This window comes from Candidatus Saccharimonadales bacterium (assembly GCA_035697325.1).
Taxonomy (GTDB): domain Bacteria; phylum Patescibacteriota; class Saccharimonadia; order Saccharimonadales; family Saccharimonadaceae; genus JALRBM01.
This window is the reverse complement of the sequence record DASSDB010000002.1, coordinates 15869-32298: the sequence shown is the minus strand read 5'-3', so window position 1 is coordinate 32298 and position 16430 is coordinate 15869. Positions and strand designations below refer to the sequence as shown.

Here is a 16430-nt window from a genome sequence, read left to right as displayed (position 1 = left end):
GCTATTTCCCGCGTTGCTTAGACTCGAGGTGTGTCGCTGGAGCCGCAACGGTTAAGGCAGCTTGTGGCACAGGCGGAGTACCGACGTGAGTTAGAATCTAAGGGTGTAGTTTCAAAATTTCAGTTCGAGGATGGGTTTAATGGTATTCGTATTCAAAAGCCCGAACAGGTAAAGGGATTTGAAGGTACTGTTTCAGGTGTCGATTTTACCCCTATGCTTGACATGGACGACGATGACTTTGTAAGCGGAGCTACCTATGCTGGTCCTGAGCACGCAACAGAAATCACACTTATGGGCATAAGAGGTATGCAGAAATTACGCGCTTCTCGTAGAGGCAGGTCTTTTGGAGCGACCGGATATTTTATACGCCAAAACAAATCCGACCATGCAATTATGGCAGAGCGCATGGGCATGTACTCTGATACAGCCAGGCAGGGTAGTAATAGCACTACTGCGCATGAAGAAATGAGAAACCAGAGCGAAGTGCTTATATCTGGTGCATTTGAAGAAGTGAGCGCGCGTCTGTTTTCGTCTGATACCCAGCGACTCGAAAGATTACTTTACTCGGCGTCAAGCAGCAGCCAAGCCAATGGGTCACGTTGCACTACAATAGTGCCGTCGGCTTATTCTAAAACATAGCATGCCGATAGAAAGTGAGCTTATATGAGCCGTATAACAGGTAGAATAAAACTGTTAAGATGAAAATATGAGATATGGAACGTTGACGTTTGAAGAGGCACTGGATAAGCCCGAACTTTTAGCTGGGCCGACCCTAGATTATTTAAAGGCTTATCAGCTCCGCGATGTGTGGGTGAGTGGGATCGATCCGTCGCTGGCAGATACGGCTGCGTTTTGTGATGCGTACGAGGTCAGCCTGGGAGTATCCGCAAACTGCGTGGTCGTAGAAGCAAAACGAGGCGAGCGGGCGTGGTATGCTGCCTGTGTTGTTTTGGCAACGAACCGAATCGATGTGAATGGCGCTGTGCGAAAGCTACTTGAAGCTCGCAAAGTTTCGTTTGCACCAATGGATTCCGCGATTAAATTAACTGGTATGGAGTATGGCGGGATTACTCCTATTGGGCTTCCGCCGGAGTGGCCGATATTTATCGACGATCATGCTATGAAGCAGGAAAAACTTATCTTGGGGAGCGGTATTCGTGGTTCGAAAATCCTAACGACAGCAAAAGTCCTGGGAGAGCTATCGGGCGCCCAAGTGGTTGCTATCGTCAAGAACTGAGATAGGTAAGTTGCTATTGCCATTATGCTTATGCTACTATTAGCTCAAAAGTAACTAAGGGCTAGGGCACTCATAAAAATGAAAAAGTACCTTCGATACATTATCCTTGGCGGCATCATTGTCGTCGTTGTGTGCGCAAGTTCTGCGATCGCGGTATGGCTTAGTTTCCGCAATAGTTCAGAGTCAAATCAGCAGAGTGCGAAACAGCAAGAAGCTACTCAGGAGTCAAAGCAGGTAGAAAACAATACTACGGAGGCTGATAAGCTAGCCTACGGTGGTGATGTTCAAGGCGGAGTGGAGGTGCTCGATAACGCAATCAAAAATAGCGCCGATTCTCATGCGAAATTTCAGTATTATTCGCAAAAAGCACTTTTATTATTCAATAACAATAAACTGAGTGAGGCTCTTGTGGCGGCCAAACAGGCATTCGAACAAGAGCAGACGAAAGATGGTGCGGCCTTTGTGGGTCAGATCGCACGGCAGCTTGGCGATCGGGCGACGGCGATTGATTACTACAAAAAAGCCATCAATCTTGTTGATACCAGTAGTAGCCCTATGGGAGAGAAAGATAAGAAGTATTATACGAGTATCGTTACAGATCTGGAGGCTGGCAGGTAATGAAAACGAAGCGCCTTGATCTGAGTTGGCTAGGGAAGAGGCATTTCTTTATTTTGGCAGTTATTGCCATCCTTACGTTCAGTGGGGTGTATGCTCTTACATCGACCGCAGCCTGTTATCCGGGGTCGGTCACAAACAGAACATGTTATCGCGGTTATTTCTCCAACACCTATGACCCTTGGGGTGATAACGTGCTGCCCGAGATAAAAAATGGTCAGGCATTGCCAACGGTTGATGTGTATAACGCCGACACGCTTTATGGTGCCCTCCGTGCCGCTTATTTTAGCGGAAATGCGCAGCGACGTACTGGTGCGGCTTTCATTTACAATACAATGATGGGTAATGACGCTCCCGGTATAGGGAAGAATGTGAGCGAAGCCCAGTGGAATACTCTATATACGTACCTAAAAGCTCTTGATCAGGCGGGCAAGGTTGACTGGTATGGAAACGTTAGTGCAGATGTCAATAGCTACTGGCAAGGCCCCGACACGGATGACGATGCCTATTATGGCGAATTCAAAAATGAAGCTGGTATCCAAATTCGAGACTACAATAACAACGTGGTGTATAGGCTCCTTCGCCGCTGTGCCAACCCGATCGGTGATTCTATTGGTATACCTGCGCCACAAAACTATACACTGACGCCTCAGGTAAATGCGATTACGCCGACTGAGGTCGAATCAGGTGCTAAAATGACAGTTACTTCTAGTGTTAATAATGTCGGTGATGTGGCGAGTGCGTCAACTCAGTGGGAGATCACGCAAATCACCGTAAAACCTGGCAAAAAGGCACCGCATGAAGATGAAGGTCCGACAGCTTCTGGACAAGCACCATGCCAAAGTAACGGAGGTGCGCCGGTAGGTAACTACTTTACGAGTGCCGATGCAACCTGTCGCAATGCAGCCAAGGGCTCAGGCTCGTTTAACTTGGGCTCGCCATCGCAAAACCTTAAGCCAGGCGTAACAGGATGGGATATAGGTGATGTTCCGGTAGGAACAAGAATTTGTTTTGCGCTTTCTATCCAGCCGCGCTCCAACACGGATGCTCAGTGGGGCCATTCAAAACCCATTTGTACGGTAGTGGGTAAAAAGCCAAAAGTGCAGATATGGGGTGGTGATGTAAATGTCCGCGGTAAAATAGATACGAGCACCTCAACAAAAGACGTAGGCGGTACGCAGCAAACCTTTGGAAGCTGGGTGGAATATGGTGCGTTTTCGGTAGGTACAAACTCACGATTTGCTTCAGGCTCGGGGTTGAACGGTCAAACGGATAACAGCCAAACGGCATGGAGCAAGCTGACCTTTGCGAACAAAGATGATACGGGGGCAGATTCGTTCGGTCAATACACGACAGGCCCGGGCTTCCCGCCAGTACCTAATATCGCAAGTTTCTTCAGTTCACTTTCCAATAAACAGCCTGTAGGAGCAGGGAACGACATCAGTGGACCTGGGTTCGGATATACGAACGGCAGTCCGATCGTCGTGAATACAGCAAACGACTTTACGATAGGAACAAGCAACATCCCTGCGAAGCGCTCTATAATTATCATCGCTTCAGGTACGGTAACGATCGACGGTAATATTAGCTATGCGAACGGTCCCTTCTCGAGTATTCAAGATGTTCCACAAGTTGTCATTATTGCGCAAAATATTCAGATCCGTGATACGGTAGGCCGCGTGGATGCATGGCTTATAGCGAGCAATACGATAAACACCTGCTATAACTTGGTAGGAAATCCTACTTCAAATAAGTGTGGTGCGCTCCTTGAAGTAAACGGACCGGTAGTGACCGACAGGCTGCTCCTTAACCGTACGGCGGGTTCAGGCACAGGACCTGATTCGGGTGCTCCTGCTGAGCGATTTAATCTTCGTGCTGATGCTTTCTTGTGGGCTAACTTGCAAGCCAAGGGTGGCAGTAAGGCCCAGACGGTCTATACTACAGAACTTCCTCCTCGTTTCTAGTTATCTTAGTGATAGCACTTGCCAGATAGCATGATGCTTATGTATAATAAAAGCCAATATGGCATTACTCAAAGGCGTGGGCGACTTCTTTGCACTTGATATAGGTACCAATGCGGTACGTGTAGTGCAACTTGCTCACAATGGCCAGGATAACTGGACATTGCAACACTACGGATACGCTACAGTAGATATGAAAACGACTGCGGCCAACACCAAAGAATCAGAGCGACGTCTTGGCGAGGTGATCATGACGGCGGTAGGGCAGAGCGGTATTAAAACCAAAAATGTCGCTATCGGTTTGCCTTCTCAAAAAACATTCACAACGGTTATTGATGTTCCGATGATGAGCGAAGCCGAGCTTCGTACCACTATCAAGTATCAGATCGACCAATACATACCGATGTCGATCGATGAGGCCAAGGTAGATTGGGTACTCCTCGGCCAATCGGCACATAATCCACAGCAGCAAGAGGTACTTTTGGCAAGTACGGCTAATAGTTATGCTGAAGAGCGGCTTGAATTCATTGAAGGACTGGGGCTTAACGTTATTGCCGCTGAACCTGATCCTATCGCAATTGTGCGCTCCCTACTTCCGACCGGTGTTCAGGATGCGCGATTAATCATTGACGTGGGTGAGTTGGCTACGAATTTGGTGGTTACATATGCGGATGCGCCGCGACTTGTGCGGACCATTCCAACTGGCCTTCAGTCACTTGTGAAAGCTGCTGTGCAAAACCTTAATGTACAGGAAGATCAGGCTCGTCAGTTTATCGTAAAATTTGGCCTAGCTCCCGACCGGCTTGAGGGTCAGGTATTTCACGCAGTAGAGAGTGTACTTGATGGTTTTGCGGCTGAACTTGTAAAATCTATCAAGTTCTTCCAAACCAGATACCCCAATACTCCCGTAGGAGGCATTCTCCTCTCTGGGTACGCAAGTGTCGTGCCGAAGTTTGGCGATTATGTTACTGCTAAAACCGGTGTTCAGTCAACTCAAGCTAACCCATGGCAAAAAGTACGTGTTTCTCAGGGCGACCAGCAACAGCTGACACCTATCGCAAGCGAATTCGCAACGGCCATAGGCCTTGCACAGCGAGGTGAGAAGTAATGATTGAAATCAATCTTATTCCTGATGTCAAGCAAGAGCTACTGAAGGCTCAGCGTGTTCGCACGAGCGTCATTTCAATGGCAATTGTCGTTGGTATTGTGGCAGTTGGTATTGTTGTGGCGCTTGCCATGTGGGTATTTGCTGTTCAGGCAGCGCGAGATGTTATTACGGATAATACGATCAAAAGCGAGAGCCAAAAGTTATCAGGCGTTGAAGATGTCTCAAGTACTCTAACTATTCAGAATCAACTCTCTAAATTAGTTGCCATGCACGATGGAAAGCACATTGATTCGCGAATTTTTGACATCCTCAATACTATTAATCCTTCGGCTCCGAATAATGTTTCAATTACTAAACTTACTTTGGATTCTGCCGATTCGACGATTAAAATCGAGGCCCAGGCAGTTAATGGGTATCCGGCACTCGAGGTCTTCAAAAAGACAATTAATGCTACCAAGTTTGAATATACGAAGGACGGGAAGAAGCAGTCTGTCGCACTCGCGACAAGTATGAGTGATAGCGATCGCAGTTATGGTGAAGACGCAAGCGGTGCAAAGGTGCTTCGATTCACTTTGACATTTGAGTATCCGGCGGAATTGTTTGCGCGAACAGCCCAGAACGCGACGGTCGTTGCCCCTGAAAAGACGAATGTGACCGATTCTTTCTTAGGAGTTCCGCAGAGCTTATTCACACAGCGTGCTAGTGACACGGGATCGGGGAATTAGGTATGGTTGAACAAGGTACGGCAATTCGAAAACGACAACAGATTGCGAAGGCAAACCGCATGATGTTCTTATGGGTGGCCGGCGTATCGGTAGTAGTAGGAATCTCGATCGTTGCCTCACTCTTCCTGTTGCAAAAGGCATGGTTCAACGAAAAGGTATTAGCCGAAAAAGGTAACACAGCAGCAACGCTGACAAATAACAACAAAGTTATTGGCGAACTAAAAGACCAAGTGCGTGTTCTTAATACCAATGATGCCTTGCGGTCAGTGATGACGCCAGCAGACAGTCAGCCGGTGCAGGTTGTGCTTGATGCGCTTCCATCCGACGCGAACTCATCGGCCTTTGGTTCGTCCTTACAGGAAAAATTCCTTAATGGCAGCGGACTCACTATCGAATCGTTGAATGTTGATCCTGTGCAAGGCGTTGAGTCACAGGATACGCAGAACGTACAAGACGCCTCGAAGACAAGCACGACAGAAAACGAACACCAGATCACGTTTAGGTTTTCGGTCAGTGCGGATGTAAAGAATGCGAGTGCATTTAAAGAGCTCCTTCGGAAGCTCGAACGCTCGATTCGCGCGATCGATATTACCAATCTTTCCGTAGAAACGCAGGGCAACCGCATTATACTCGCAGTGAATGGCCGTGCATTTTATGAACCAGCTAAAACAGTTGAGCTAAAGGACAAGACGGTAAAACAATGAAAAAATCCGACATTGCAATGATAATTCTCATCGCCTCAGTAAGTGTTCTGATTGCTTATTTTGTCGCCAAGGCAATTATTGGAGATGTAGGCAGTCAGACAGCAAAGGTGAAGACGACAGATAAAATAACGACTAATATCGATGAGCCTGACCCAACGGTATTTAATAAAGATGCCATCAATCCAACGGTTGAGGTTATCATCGGCAATAATCAATCACAGGGTCAGTAAGCGAGCGATATGGCACTACTGACGAGTGACATTCAAGAAAAACTCATCACTCTTCTGGTTGATGAGGGGCTTGTCGCAGAAAATGTACTGCGTGCAGCTGAGGATGACGCCGCTAAAACAAATAAGCCACTTTTCGCCGCTCTTACCGAGCAGGGTGTTGTCGATGATGAACTGCTGACACACGCCATTGCTCAGGTTTCGGGCGTACCGTATGTTAATTTGAGCAATAGTCTTATCAATCAAGACGTATTACAGCTCTTGCCTGAGGATATCGCCGAGCGCTTTATGGCCGTTCCGCTGGCAGAAGTGCAGAATCGTTTGGCCGTGGCTATGATCGATGCGAATAACGTCCAGGCTGTGGATTACTTAGCTAATCGTATTCAGCGCCCGATCAAAGTATTCATGGCGTCAGAGGCAGGCGTCCGTCATGTGCTCGATCAGTATCGCACGGACCTTTCCAGTGTGGGTGAGGCAGCCAAAGCTTCTCAAGAAGAAGCAAATAAGGCAAGTGAAAGCGATATCAAGACGATCGTTCAAGATTCGCCGATCAGCCGGGCACTCAGCACTATCTTGGAATATGCGGTGAAAACTCGCTCAAGTGACGTTCATATCGAACCGCTTGAAGGGTCGCTTAAAATCCGTTGCCGTGTTGATGGTGTACTGCGCGAAGTGATGCAGCTACCTAAATCCATCGAGCCTGCGCTCGTAAGCCGCATTAAAATCCTCTCGAACCTCAAAATTGATGAACACCGTATTCCACAGGATGGTCAATTTACTGTCAAGGTTGCGGGAAAAGAGGTTGACCTTCGAATCGCTATCAGCCCAGTTGTTTGGGGCGAGCAAGTGGTTATCCGATTACTCGATAAATCAGGTAATTCTTTCGATATCGAACAAATGGGCTACGCTGGGCGCGCGCTTCGAGCGATCCGAAAGGGGATCAAGCGCCCGAATGGAATGATCCTCACCTCTGGTCCAACTGGTTCGGGTAAGTCCACTAGCCTCTACGCGCTCATCAAGGAAATCAAAAACGATACAGTTAATATCGTGACGCTTGAAGATCCAGTTGAATACAAGATGGATGGGGTAAACCAAATCCAGGTAAATGCCGAAGTGGGGCTTACCTTTGCCAACGGGCTTCGCTCAATTCTTCGGCAAGACCCCGATATTGTGATGGTGGGTGAGATCCGTGACGCTGAAACTGCGCAGTTGGCTGTGCAGGCGGCGCTTACCGGCCACTTGGTGTTCAGTACACTTCACACTAATTCGGCAGCTGGTGTGCTACCTCGACTTCTTGATATGAACGTGGAGCCGTTTCTGATAGCGAGTACGGTGAATACGATTATCGGACAGCGATTGGTGCGTCGTGTGGCCGCAAAACGCGATGCATACCAATCTTCACCGATTGAAACGCAGAACATTATGACAACCGTAGGCCATCTTTTGCCGAGGACTAAAGCAGATGTGGCTCGAGTTTCAGAAGATTTAGGCTATAAAGACTTGCCCCTGGCGGGCCAAAGCGCTTATACTTTAGTGAAGGGGCGGGATACACCGCAAACGCCTCGGGGTTACTCGGGTCGTGCCGGGCTCTACGAAGTGATGGATGTCTCCGAAGAAATCCAAAACCTTATCGTATCGCGGGCAACGAGCCGAGAAATCGAGCGCAAAGCGGTAGAGCAAGGTATGATTACCATGCGTCAAGATGGATATCTCAAGGCGCTCCAAGGGATTACAACACTTGAAGAAGTAAACCGCGTGACGGCCGATACAGCATAAGAAGGGTGGAGAAAAATGAATAGTCAAGAATTACGTATAGAGGTATTACTAGAAGAAGTAATTAAAAAGCGTGCCTCGGATCTCCACTTACAAGTTGGGTTGCCACCCATGCTCCGTGTTGACGGTAGCCTTTCGCCGATTCCGGGTTATGGGCCGCTCGATGAGCCGGCCGTAGAGGGACTTATCTTTGCAATCCTTGATCAAGACCAGCAGCAAATCCTTCTTAAAGATAAAGAATTTGATTTCAGTTTTGCCTTCGGCACGCTTGGTCGTTTTCGCGTCAATGCCTTCCATGAACGCGGTAACCTTGCTGCGGCGCTTCGCCTTATTCCAAATGAGATCAAGTCAGTGACGGAGCTCGGTATGCCGCCAGTGGTAATGAGCTTCGCGGATTACCCGCGCGGATTGGTGCTTGTAACTGGGCCAACCGGTTCGGGTAAATCAACGACGCTTGCGGCGCTTGTCGATAAGATCAACAGCGAACGTGCTGATCATATTATTACAATTGAGGATCCGATCGAGTTTACTCATAAGTCAAAGAAATCAGTGGTGGTACAGCGTGAAGTTCACTACGACACCTACAGCTTCTCTGCGGCGCTTCGTTCCAGCCTCCGTCAGGACCCGGATGTCGTGTTGATTGGTGAGATGCGTGACCTCGAAACCATCTCAGCAGCTATTACTATCGCTGAAACAGGTCACTTGGTATTTGCGACACTCCACACCAACAGTGCGGCTCAGAGTATCGACCGTATGATTGATGTATTCCCGCCGCACCAACAGCCGCAAATTCGGGCTCAGCTTTCCAATATCCTTATGGCTATCTGTTCACAGCGTCTCGTGCCGGCCATTGGTGGCGGTCGTGTGGCCGCAGCCGAAGTGCTTATTGCCAACCCCGCAGTGCGCAACATTATTCGTGAAGGCAAATCGCATCAGCTTGATGCTGTCATCCAGACCGGTGCTGACCAGGGTATGCAAACGATGGACCGTACACTCGTCAGTCTTATCCAAAACGGAACGGTTACTTACGATGATGCACGTGACTTTGCTGTTGATTTAACGGAGTTCGAACGCTTGATGCGAGGCTAGTGGATGAAAAAATTTAATTACGAAGCGCGCGACACCTCGACGAACAAAATCGTCAAAGCAACCGTCCAGGCGGATTCTGAAAACGCGGCGGCGAAACTGCTTATTACCCAAGGGTTTACGCCGCTTAATATCTCTGAAGTTAACGAAGAGGGAACATTCCTTTCGCGCCTCACCGGGCGGATTACAGCGAAGGATAAAATCGTATTTACGCGCCAGCTTGCCACGCTTATCGGAGCCGGGTTACCGCTTACGCAAAGTCTTCATACCGTTCTGGAGCAAACTGAAAATAAGCGACTCCAAGGGGTAATAGAGGACATCATCGCTGCTGTTGAGGGGGGGAAATCACTTTCCGATGCGTTTGCTCAGCATACTGAGGTCTTTGATAAGGTGTTCCTGGCGCTCATCTCCGCGGGTGAGGCCTCCGGTACGCTCGATGATGCCCTAATTCGCATTGCGGCACAGCAAGAAAAAGATGCCGCGACTCTCAGTAAAATTCGCGGAGCTCTCACATATCCGGTGATCGTGCTTGTCGTTATCTTCGGTGTCATGGCGTTCATGCTCTTTACCGTGGTACCTCAGGTAGAGAAGCTCTACCATGACCTTAAAAAAGAGCTACCATTTCTTACGCAGGTTATGGTATCAGTCGCTGATTTTAGCGCCAGGTTTTGGTGGCTCATTATTATTATCGTCGGGGTAGGAGTTTACTTTCTTGTACAATACCTTAAAACAGAGGACGGGATTAAATTCAAAGATACACTTAAACTCAATGTGCCTCTTTTCGGCCCGATGTTTCGTAAGCTTTACATGGCCCGATTCGCGCGCACTGGCCAGACCCTTCTTGCCACCGGTGTCGCGATGCTCGACATGCTTCGTATTAGTAGCGGAGCGGTCAATAACGTTGTTGTCGCAAAGAGTATCGATCGTGCAGCCGAGAAAGTAAAAGGGGGAAAATCACTTTCTGCCGCTTTGCAACCTGAAGATTATATTCTTCCTCTTGTCCCTCAGATGATCAAGATCGGTGAACAATCCGGCCAGATCGACAGTATGATGGGGAAGACCGCACAAGTATATGAAGACGAGCTCGATGAGGAGATCAAGGCCATCTCAACAGCAATTGAGCCGATTCTCATGGTTATCCTTGCGGTTGTGGCTGGAGGTATGGTAGGCGCCATCCTTTTGCCTATCTACAGCCTCGTGAACGGCATTAACGTATAGACAAGCCAGCACAGGTAGAGTACTATAAACGTAAGCGTTTTACGCAAGGTATAAACGGTTCATAGAAAGGTGGAAAAGATTTTATGAACGTACAACAAAAAAATAAAGAAAAAGGCTTCACCATTATCGAGGTGGTTTTGGTGCTCGCCATTGCTGGACTGATCTTTTTGATGGTCTTCATTGCACTCCCGGCACTTCAGCGAAGTCAGCGTGACACACAGCGAAAGCAAGATCTGAGCCGTGCACTAACAAAGGTAAACGATTACCAGTCGAATAACCGAAATGCACTACCAGCTGAAAACAATGCTGCCTGGAATAGTTTTGCAACGACATATCTTCGAGCAGGAGGCGATTCGTTTGCCGATCCGAGCCGAGGTGACTATACCTTCAATGTGACAACAGCCGATCCAACGTTTGGCACAGACACCGCAGTGATTACTGTAGCAACCAATAAAACATGTAATGGTGAGGGGCTTTCAGATGCAGGCACTCGTAAAGTTGCTCTTCGAATTAAACTTGAAGGTGGTGGTATCGCCTGCGAAAACAACTAGTCTGGAAAAATAATACAAAATCCCGCTAATGAGTAGCGGGATTTGTTTATTATCTAAAAACCACGAAGCTTAGTATCTGTACGATATTTAGAAGTGAACTCGCATAGCACGAGTATCTCATGTATGATAGTGCTTATGGATCAGCCACTTGTCTATACGCTACTTGTCGTTATCGGCCTTATTATGGGGAGTTATTCAGGGGCGCTCGTATGGCGCCTCCGAGCACGCCAGCTTGTTGAGGATAAAGCGGCTGGCGAGAAGGTGAATAAAAAAGAATACGAAAAGCTCGTGCCTCTTCGTGAGACGACGGGGCTTCAAGATCGTTCCAGGTGTTTACACTGTGGTCACGAACTTGCTTGGTATGATTTACTGCCACTCGTGAGCTGGGTAAGCACAGGAGGGAGATGCCGGTACTGTCATAAACCGATCGGAATATTTGAACCTCTTATGGAATTGGGGATGGCTGCCTTTTTTGTGGTGTCCTATGCGTTCTGGCCGATTACACTTCACGATCCATTCGAAATAGTCCATTTCTTGCTTTGGCTTGCGGCTGGTGTCTTACTTGTAACGCTTTTTGCTTATGACACGAAGTGGTATCTGCTTCCGAATCGAATCGTTTTTCCATTTATAACCGTAGCCGGAGTAGTTGCCCTTTTAGGTATTATGTCCAAACATGATATTCCAGCTGCACTGCTCAGTCTCTGTCTCTCGGTGGCTATTTTGAGCGGGCTCTATTTTGTATTATGGGTTGCCTCAAAAGGGGCTTGGGTTGGATTTGGAGATGTAAAGCTGGGCTTAGGACTGGCTCTTCTGCTCGGGCAATGGCAACTGGCTTTTCTGGCCCTGTTTGCGGCAAATCTTATTGGCTGCCTCATCGTCTTGCCGGGAATGTTTACGGGCAAGATAAAACGTACCTCGCGTATTCCGTTCGGACCCTTGCTTATCCTTGGCACGATACTTACCATGCTCTGGGGTCCGAGTCTCATCCAATGGTATTTCATGACATTCGCTTAGGCCAAACTACTTATGCTATAATGAAGCCCAAATGGGCAAGCACACACAAACAGGATTTACAATTATAGAGATAATGCTCTTCCTGTCCGTCACGGGCTTGCTTGCGATAGGTATTTTAGTAGGGTCAGGCGTGGCAATCGGGCAGCAACGGTACCGAGATAGTGTAAATAGCCTTAAATCTTTTATTCAAGATCAATATAGTGAAGTGACGAGCGTTGATAATAGCCGATCCGCAGGGTGGACCTGTGACACAGGTGCTGTTGTTACTGAGGTAACGAGCGGGCAGCCACGTGGAACAAGCGACTGCGTCATTATTGGAAGAGTGATAACCGTCGATGCCTCGGGGACGAAGCTAACGGCTTCAAATGTGGTCGCATATCGTACTCCGGGGGCTGCTGTGCTTCCAGGAGATATCGCGGAAATCGCAACCAACTATCGCATGAGTATCTCGCCGATAGACCAAGTCACCCAAGATGTTTCTTGGGGCGCACAGATCGTTCGCCAAAAGACGACGCAACCGTTTTCGCTCTCCATACTTATTGTTCGCTCTCCTCTGAGTGGATCACTATTCACTTTCACGACCGAAGGAGCGACTACGAATCCGAATGCGATGGTGACAGTGAGCAACACCAGTCAACCTCGCGATCTATGTGTTAACGCGGACATAGGCTCATTCGTGGGAAGACGTATGGAAGTTCGCATCGATGCGTATGCAACCAACCAGGGTGGGGTACTGATTCCTCCCGAAAGTGAGAGCGTATGCGACTAAAGCAGCGGGGCGACACCATCATAGAGGTGCTTTTTGCCGTAACAGTATTTGCTATGGTAGCAGTTGGCAGTATGGCTATTATGAATCAGGGAACGGCGTCGGCTCAGCGGGCGCTTGAAATTACACTTGTGCGGCAACAGATCGATAGTGAAGCTCAAGCTATCCGATATATCCATCAGGCATACATTGCGTCGTATCAAAAGGATGGCACGCCGCCTACGGGCATTGCGGCAGAATGGCCCAAACTTACCAACAAAGCAACGGGCAAAGGTGCGAATGGCGCTTCTGACTTTGGGGCGACTAATGGTTCGGCCTGTCCTTCTACAGTGCCCGGTGAAAAACCATTCCTTGTTAATGCCCGTACGGCTCAGCTGTGGAATGGTGCTCCTTCAATGTCCGCGCCTCCCGGTGGATCATTTCCGCCATTTGCGCAAATTATTTATAATCCAGACTCCAGCATCAATAGTGCCTACGGTCTGTGGGTTGAAGCGGTTCCATCTACCAACGTTGATGGGCCGGGGTTCGTTGATTTCCATATTCGTGCATGCTGGGACACCATTGGGAGCTCGAATCCCGTGACATTAGGGACGATTGTGAGGTTGTATGAGCCGCGATAATAAAGGATTCACCCTTATCGAGCTGATGCTTGCGATGACATTTATCGCAGTATTACTGATCGCTATAGCGATGACAACGATTCAGGTGAGTAATATCTATAATAAAGGAATAACGTTGCGTGAGGTAAATCAGGCCGGTCGAAGTCTTAGTGACGAGTTTCAGCGGAGTATTGCAAACGCGGTTCCATTTGATGTAACGCCGAAGGTCGATAGCTCTCCTGCAACGGCGACCTCTAAGTATGTAGTGCGTCCTGGTGGCGGACGCCTATGTTTGGGCAACTACAGTTACGTCTGGAACTACGGAAAGGTGATCGCTAGCGGATCAGATATATTCAACAAATATGACGATGGAAGTACTGTACGATTCGCGAAGGTTCTTGATCCGGGGAGCGCTTTGTGTGAAGATACTACGAAGCTAATTAAGAGGGCGGATAGCAGTGATTTGCTTTCGAGTGGCGATCGAGATCTTGTTATCCATGCTTTTGACATCAAAAAAACCGCCGACGATACCGGAGTAGGCCAATCCCTTTATGCCTTGTCATTTACTATCGGCACCAACGATAGAGAACAACTGACGACCAATGATGCATCGTGCAAGCCGCCGTCTGAAGGAGTTGGAGATGAAGCGTATTGTTCAGTGAATCAGTTTGATATAATTGCGCGAGCCGGGAACGCGGCGGGAGGTCAGTAATGAAACGAATACATATGAACCAGCAGGGAGCGGTGTCGCTTTTCGTGGTCATCTTTGCTGCACTTCTCCTTACGATCGTCACGGTTGGGTTTGTACAACTTATGCTTCGAGATCAACGTCAGGCAACCATGAACGATCTATCTCAAAGCGCTAACGACGCGGCACTTGCGGGTATTGAAGACGCCAAGCGCCTCCTTGTGCTAGACGAATCGTGTCGTAACGGAACGGCCGCCTCAACTGTTAATTGCGCAGCAATAGCAAGCGCTCTTACGCCGCCTCCTGGGCAAAATGAGACAGATTGTGATGCATTGGTAAAAGCTGGACTTGTCGGCCAGACAAATAACGAGACGATCGTTCAGCAGTCTATAGGGGATAACGCTGCCAAACTCGATGAGGCCTACACATGCGTCAAAATAGGTGTCAATACTGCGGACTATACGAATAAAATCGGGACGAATCAGTCGATCCTCGTTCCTATTGCCGGTGTCGGAACGTTCGACAGGGTAGAGGTAAGCTGGTTCAGTCGAAGCGACGTCTCAGCATCTACCAATAGTACTGTCGTTGGATTTCCAACAACAGGAGCAGATGTGAGCCTTCCACGAATTGGAAGCAAGTGGCAGCTAAACTATCCACCGCTCCTGCGCACGCAACTTATTCAAACAGGTTCAAGTTTCTTGCTCAGTGACTTCGACGATAGCCAGCCGGGCAATAGAAGCAATGCTAACACACTCTTCTTGTATCCATCGGCTACAGGAGTGCCGAATAAGGATTTTGCACTCGATGCGCGAAAGGCACCTACCGGCACGCCGCAGCAGGTACTTTGCAACAACGATTTCTTAAGCGCAGAGTATGTTTGTAAGGCGACCATAATGTTGCCGACCCCTATCGACGGCAATACGGCAAATCGCAATGCATTCCTGCGCCTTACCGCGCTCTACAATGGCGCGCATGTCAGCGTCAAGTTGAAAAATGGATCGGACGACGTTTACTTCAACCGTGTACAGCCACAGGTCGACTCAACTGGTCGTGCCAATGATCTTTTTCGCCGCGTAAAGGCTCGGGTTGAGCTACAAGGTGACTTTACGTATCCTGAAGCCGCGGTGGATATGAATGGCGATCTTTGTAAAAACTTTACCGTTACTGACGCCGAAGATGGTTACTCTAACGGTGGTACCTGTACACCGTAATTATTCGGTGTCACTATGGAATTTTTCGTAGACTTCGCGAAGATGTTCGTCGGTAACGTGGGTATATGCTTGGGTTGTGCTAATGTTGCTATGGCCAAGCATCGACTGTACGCTTCGCAGGTCGGCACCATTCATAAGAAGATCGGTCGCGAAACTGTGACGCATAGTATGAGGGCTGACATGTTTCGTAATCCCCGCAAGCCGTGCATACTTTGAGATAATACGCTGAATACTACGAGCGGTTAACCTGCGGTAGTCGCCAGTAGTACCCGATATGTTATTGCGGCTGTAGCTTAAAAAAAGAGGAGGAAGGTTATCGAGACGAGCCTTTAGGTAGTCTTCAACTCGTAGGGCTGCTGTCTCACCAATAAATACCGGACGGTCTTTCTGACCTTTACCGCGAACCATAAATTCACGGCGTCTTGTGTTTACATGGTCGCGGTTGAGGTTAACTAGTTCTGATACACGGAGGCCGCTAGAGAAAAGAAGCTCAACAATGGCTCTATCGCGCAAACCCTGCTCGTCATCAAGAGGGATAGCGTCAAGCATACGGGCTACCTCGTCAAAGTGAAGAAAGGTGACCTGCTTTCTCGATATCTTGGGAAGCTCCACTTTTTCGGGACTGAGGCTTGGAATGTCACGTTTAGCGAGATAATTCAAGAACCCTCGCAGTGCGATAAGATGGTAACTTTGAGTAATTGTTGCCAACTCATCCTCGTTGTTATTTTTGTATCTGTTAAGCCATAATCTATATTTTCTCAAGACCTCTGATGTTATTTTATCTACAGTTATATCATTCGTAAATTCAACCAGGCGCTCCAAATAGAGACGATAGTTCTCTGCGGTCTTAGCAGATCGTCCACCCTCTACTTCAAGGTGTTCAATATAATCGAGGATCAGTTCGCTTAAATACATAGTATTAGCATAGCCTAGATAAGAGCTCTTGG

At 48.3% G+C, this 16430-nt stretch carries 18 protein-coding genes; 17 read left to right on the top strand and 1 reads right to left on the bottom strand.

What is annotated here, in order from left to right:
* Positions 1–30 precede the first annotated feature (30 nt).
* The 17 genes from VFH06_00505 (at position 31) to VFH06_00425 (ending at position 15483) form a co-directional block, all read left to right on the top strand.
* A complete protein-coding gene (locus VFH06_00505) occupies positions 31–639 on the top strand; it encodes a hypothetical protein (protein HET6746569.1) in 609 nt (202 codons plus the stop codon).
* 67 nt (positions 640–706) lie between these two features.
* A complete protein-coding gene (locus VFH06_00500) occupies positions 707–1237 on the top strand; it encodes a YbaK/EbsC family protein (protein ID HET6746568.1) in 531 nt (176 codons plus the stop codon).
* 78 nt (positions 1238–1315) lie between these two features.
* On the top strand, positions 1316–1855 hold the full coding sequence (locus VFH06_00495) for a hypothetical protein (protein HET6746567.1): 540 nt from the start codon (positions 1316–1318) through the stop codon (positions 1853–1855).
* On the top strand, positions 1855–3816 hold the full coding sequence (locus VFH06_00490; GenBank protein ID HET6746566.1) for a hypothetical protein: 1962 nt from the start codon (positions 1855–1857) through the stop codon (positions 3814–3816). The genes VFH06_00495 and VFH06_00490 overlap by 1 nt, the downstream gene beginning before the upstream one ends.
* A 58-nt stretch (positions 3817–3874) precedes the next feature.
* Complete coding sequence (gene pilM / locus VFH06_00485; GenBank protein HET6746565.1) at positions 3875–4921, top strand: type IV pilus assembly protein PilM; 1047 nt, start codon at positions 3875–3877, stop codon at positions 4919–4921.
* Positions 4921–5646 (top strand): hypothetical protein, encoded by a 726-nt coding sequence (locus VFH06_00480; protein HET6746564.1) that lies wholly within the window; start codon positions 4921–4923, stop codon positions 5644–5646. Before pilM ends, VFH06_00480 begins: the two co-directional genes overlap by 1 nt.
* Before the next feature lie 2 nt (positions 5647–5648).
* A complete protein-coding gene (locus VFH06_00475; protein HET6746563.1) occupies positions 5649–6350 on the top strand; it encodes a hypothetical protein in 702 nt (233 codons plus the stop codon).
* Positions 6347–6580: a hypothetical protein gene (locus tag VFH06_00470; GenBank protein ID HET6746562.1), complete on the top strand. Its 234-nt coding sequence runs from the start codon at positions 6347–6349 to the stop codon at positions 6578–6580. The genes VFH06_00475 and VFH06_00470 overlap by 4 nt, the downstream gene beginning before the upstream one ends.
* 9 nt (positions 6581–6589) lie before the next feature.
* Positions 6590–8353, top strand: a complete 1764-nt coding sequence (locus tag VFH06_00465; protein HET6746561.1) for a GspE/PulE family protein — start codon at positions 6590–6592, stop codon at positions 8351–8353.
* Between the two features lie 15 nt (positions 8354–8368).
* The gene (locus VFH06_00460) at positions 8369–9439 is read left to right on the top strand and encodes a type IV pilus twitching motility protein PilT (protein HET6746560.1); all 1071 of its coding nucleotides are present in this window, start codon (positions 8369–8371) and stop codon (positions 9437–9439) included.
* A 3-nt stretch (positions 9440–9442) separates the two neighbouring features.
* Positions 9443–10654, top strand: coding sequence for a type II secretion system F family protein (locus tag VFH06_00455; GenBank protein HET6746559.1), 1212 nt, complete (start codon positions 9443–9445; stop codon positions 10652–10654).
* Between the two features lie 83 nt (positions 10655–10737).
* Positions 10738–11205 (top strand): type II secretion system protein, encoded by a 468-nt coding sequence (locus VFH06_00450; GenBank protein HET6746558.1) that lies wholly within the window; start codon positions 10738–10740, stop codon positions 11203–11205.
* A gap of 135 nt (positions 11206–11340) precedes the next feature.
* The gene (locus VFH06_00445) at positions 11341–12219 is read left to right on the top strand and encodes a prepilin peptidase (GenBank protein ID HET6746557.1); all 879 of its coding nucleotides are present in this window, start codon (positions 11341–11343) and stop codon (positions 12217–12219) included.
* A 31-nt stretch (positions 12220–12250) separates the two neighbouring features.
* A complete protein-coding gene (locus tag VFH06_00440; protein ID HET6746556.1) occupies positions 12251–12988 on the top strand; it encodes a hypothetical protein in 738 nt (245 codons plus the stop codon).
* Positions 12979–13605: a hypothetical protein gene (locus VFH06_00435; protein HET6746555.1), complete on the top strand. Its 627-nt coding sequence runs from the start codon at positions 12979–12981 to the stop codon at positions 13603–13605. Before VFH06_00440 ends, VFH06_00435 begins: the two co-directional genes overlap by 10 nt.
* Positions 13592–14296, top strand: coding sequence for a prepilin-type N-terminal cleavage/methylation domain-containing protein (locus tag VFH06_00430; protein HET6746554.1), 705 nt, complete (start codon positions 13592–13594; stop codon positions 14294–14296). Before VFH06_00435 ends, VFH06_00430 begins: the two co-directional genes overlap by 14 nt.
* Positions 14296–15483 carry a hypothetical protein gene (locus VFH06_00425; protein ID HET6746553.1) on the top strand — a complete coding sequence of 396 codons (1188 nt, stop codon included), beginning with the start codon at positions 14296–14298 and terminating at the stop codon, positions 15481–15483. The genes VFH06_00430 and VFH06_00425 overlap by 1 nt, the downstream gene beginning before the upstream one ends.
* Here the strand turns inward: VFH06_00425 and xerA are convergent, their stop codons facing one another.
* The gene (gene xerA, locus VFH06_00420) at positions 15484–16398 is read right to left on the bottom strand and encodes a site-specific tyrosine recombinase/integron integrase (GenBank protein ID HET6746552.1); all 915 of its coding nucleotides are present in this window, start codon (positions 16396–16398) and stop codon (positions 15484–15486) included.
* Positions 16399–16430: the final 32 nt, after the last annotated feature.

What these genes read in the sequence shown, in the direction of transcription:
- VFH06_00500 (HET6746568.1), top strand. Translation starts at nt 707, where the DNA reads ATGAGATATGGAACGTTGACGTTTGAAGAGGCACTGGATAAGCCCGAA.
- VFH06_00495 (HET6746567.1), top strand. Translation starts at nt 1,316, where the DNA reads ATGAAAAAGTACCTTCGATACATTATCCTTGGCGGCATCATTGTCGTC.
- VFH06_00490 (HET6746566.1), top strand. Translation starts at nt 1,855, where the DNA reads ATGAAAACGAAGCGCCTTGATCTGAGTTGGCTAGGGAAGAGGCATTTC.
- pilM (HET6746565.1), top strand. Translation starts at nt 3,875, where the DNA reads ATGGCATTACTCAAAGGCGTGGGCGACTTCTTTGCACTTGATATAGGT.
- VFH06_00480 (HET6746564.1), top strand. Translation starts at nt 4,921, where the DNA reads ATGATTGAAATCAATCTTATTCCTGATGTCAAGCAAGAGCTACTGAAG.
- VFH06_00475 (HET6746563.1), top strand. Translation starts at nt 5,649, where the DNA reads ATGGTTGAACAAGGTACGGCAATTCGAAAACGACAACAGATTGCGAAG.
- VFH06_00470 (HET6746562.1), top strand. Translation starts at nt 6,347, where the DNA reads ATGAAAAAATCCGACATTGCAATGATAATTCTCATCGCCTCAGTAAGT.
- VFH06_00465 (HET6746561.1), top strand. Translation starts at nt 6,590, where the DNA reads ATGGCACTACTGACGAGTGACATTCAAGAAAAACTCATCACTCTTCTG.
- VFH06_00460 (HET6746560.1), top strand. Translation starts at nt 8,369, where the DNA reads ATGAATAGTCAAGAATTACGTATAGAGGTATTACTAGAAGAAGTAATT.
- VFH06_00455 (HET6746559.1), top strand. Translation starts at nt 9,443, where the DNA reads ATGAAAAAATTTAATTACGAAGCGCGCGACACCTCGACGAACAAAATC.
- VFH06_00450 (HET6746558.1), top strand. Translation starts at nt 10,738, where the DNA reads ATGAACGTACAACAAAAAAATAAAGAAAAAGGCTTCACCATTATCGAG.
- VFH06_00445 (HET6746557.1), top strand. Translation starts at nt 11,341, where the DNA reads ATGGATCAGCCACTTGTCTATACGCTACTTGTCGTTATCGGCCTTATT.
- VFH06_00440 (HET6746556.1), top strand. Translation starts at nt 12,251, where the DNA reads ATGGGCAAGCACACACAAACAGGATTTACAATTATAGAGATAATGCTC.
- VFH06_00435 (HET6746555.1), top strand. Translation starts at nt 12,979, where the DNA reads ATGCGACTAAAGCAGCGGGGCGACACCATCATAGAGGTGCTTTTTGCC.
- VFH06_00430 (HET6746554.1), top strand. Translation starts at nt 13,592, where the DNA reads ATGAGCCGCGATAATAAAGGATTCACCCTTATCGAGCTGATGCTTGCG.
- VFH06_00425 (HET6746553.1), top strand. Translation starts at nt 14,296, where the DNA reads ATGAAACGAATACATATGAACCAGCAGGGAGCGGTGTCGCTTTTCGTG.
- xerA (HET6746552.1), bottom strand. Translation starts at nt 16,398, where the DNA reads ATGTATTTAAGCGAACTGATCCTCGATTATATTGAACACCTTGAAGTA.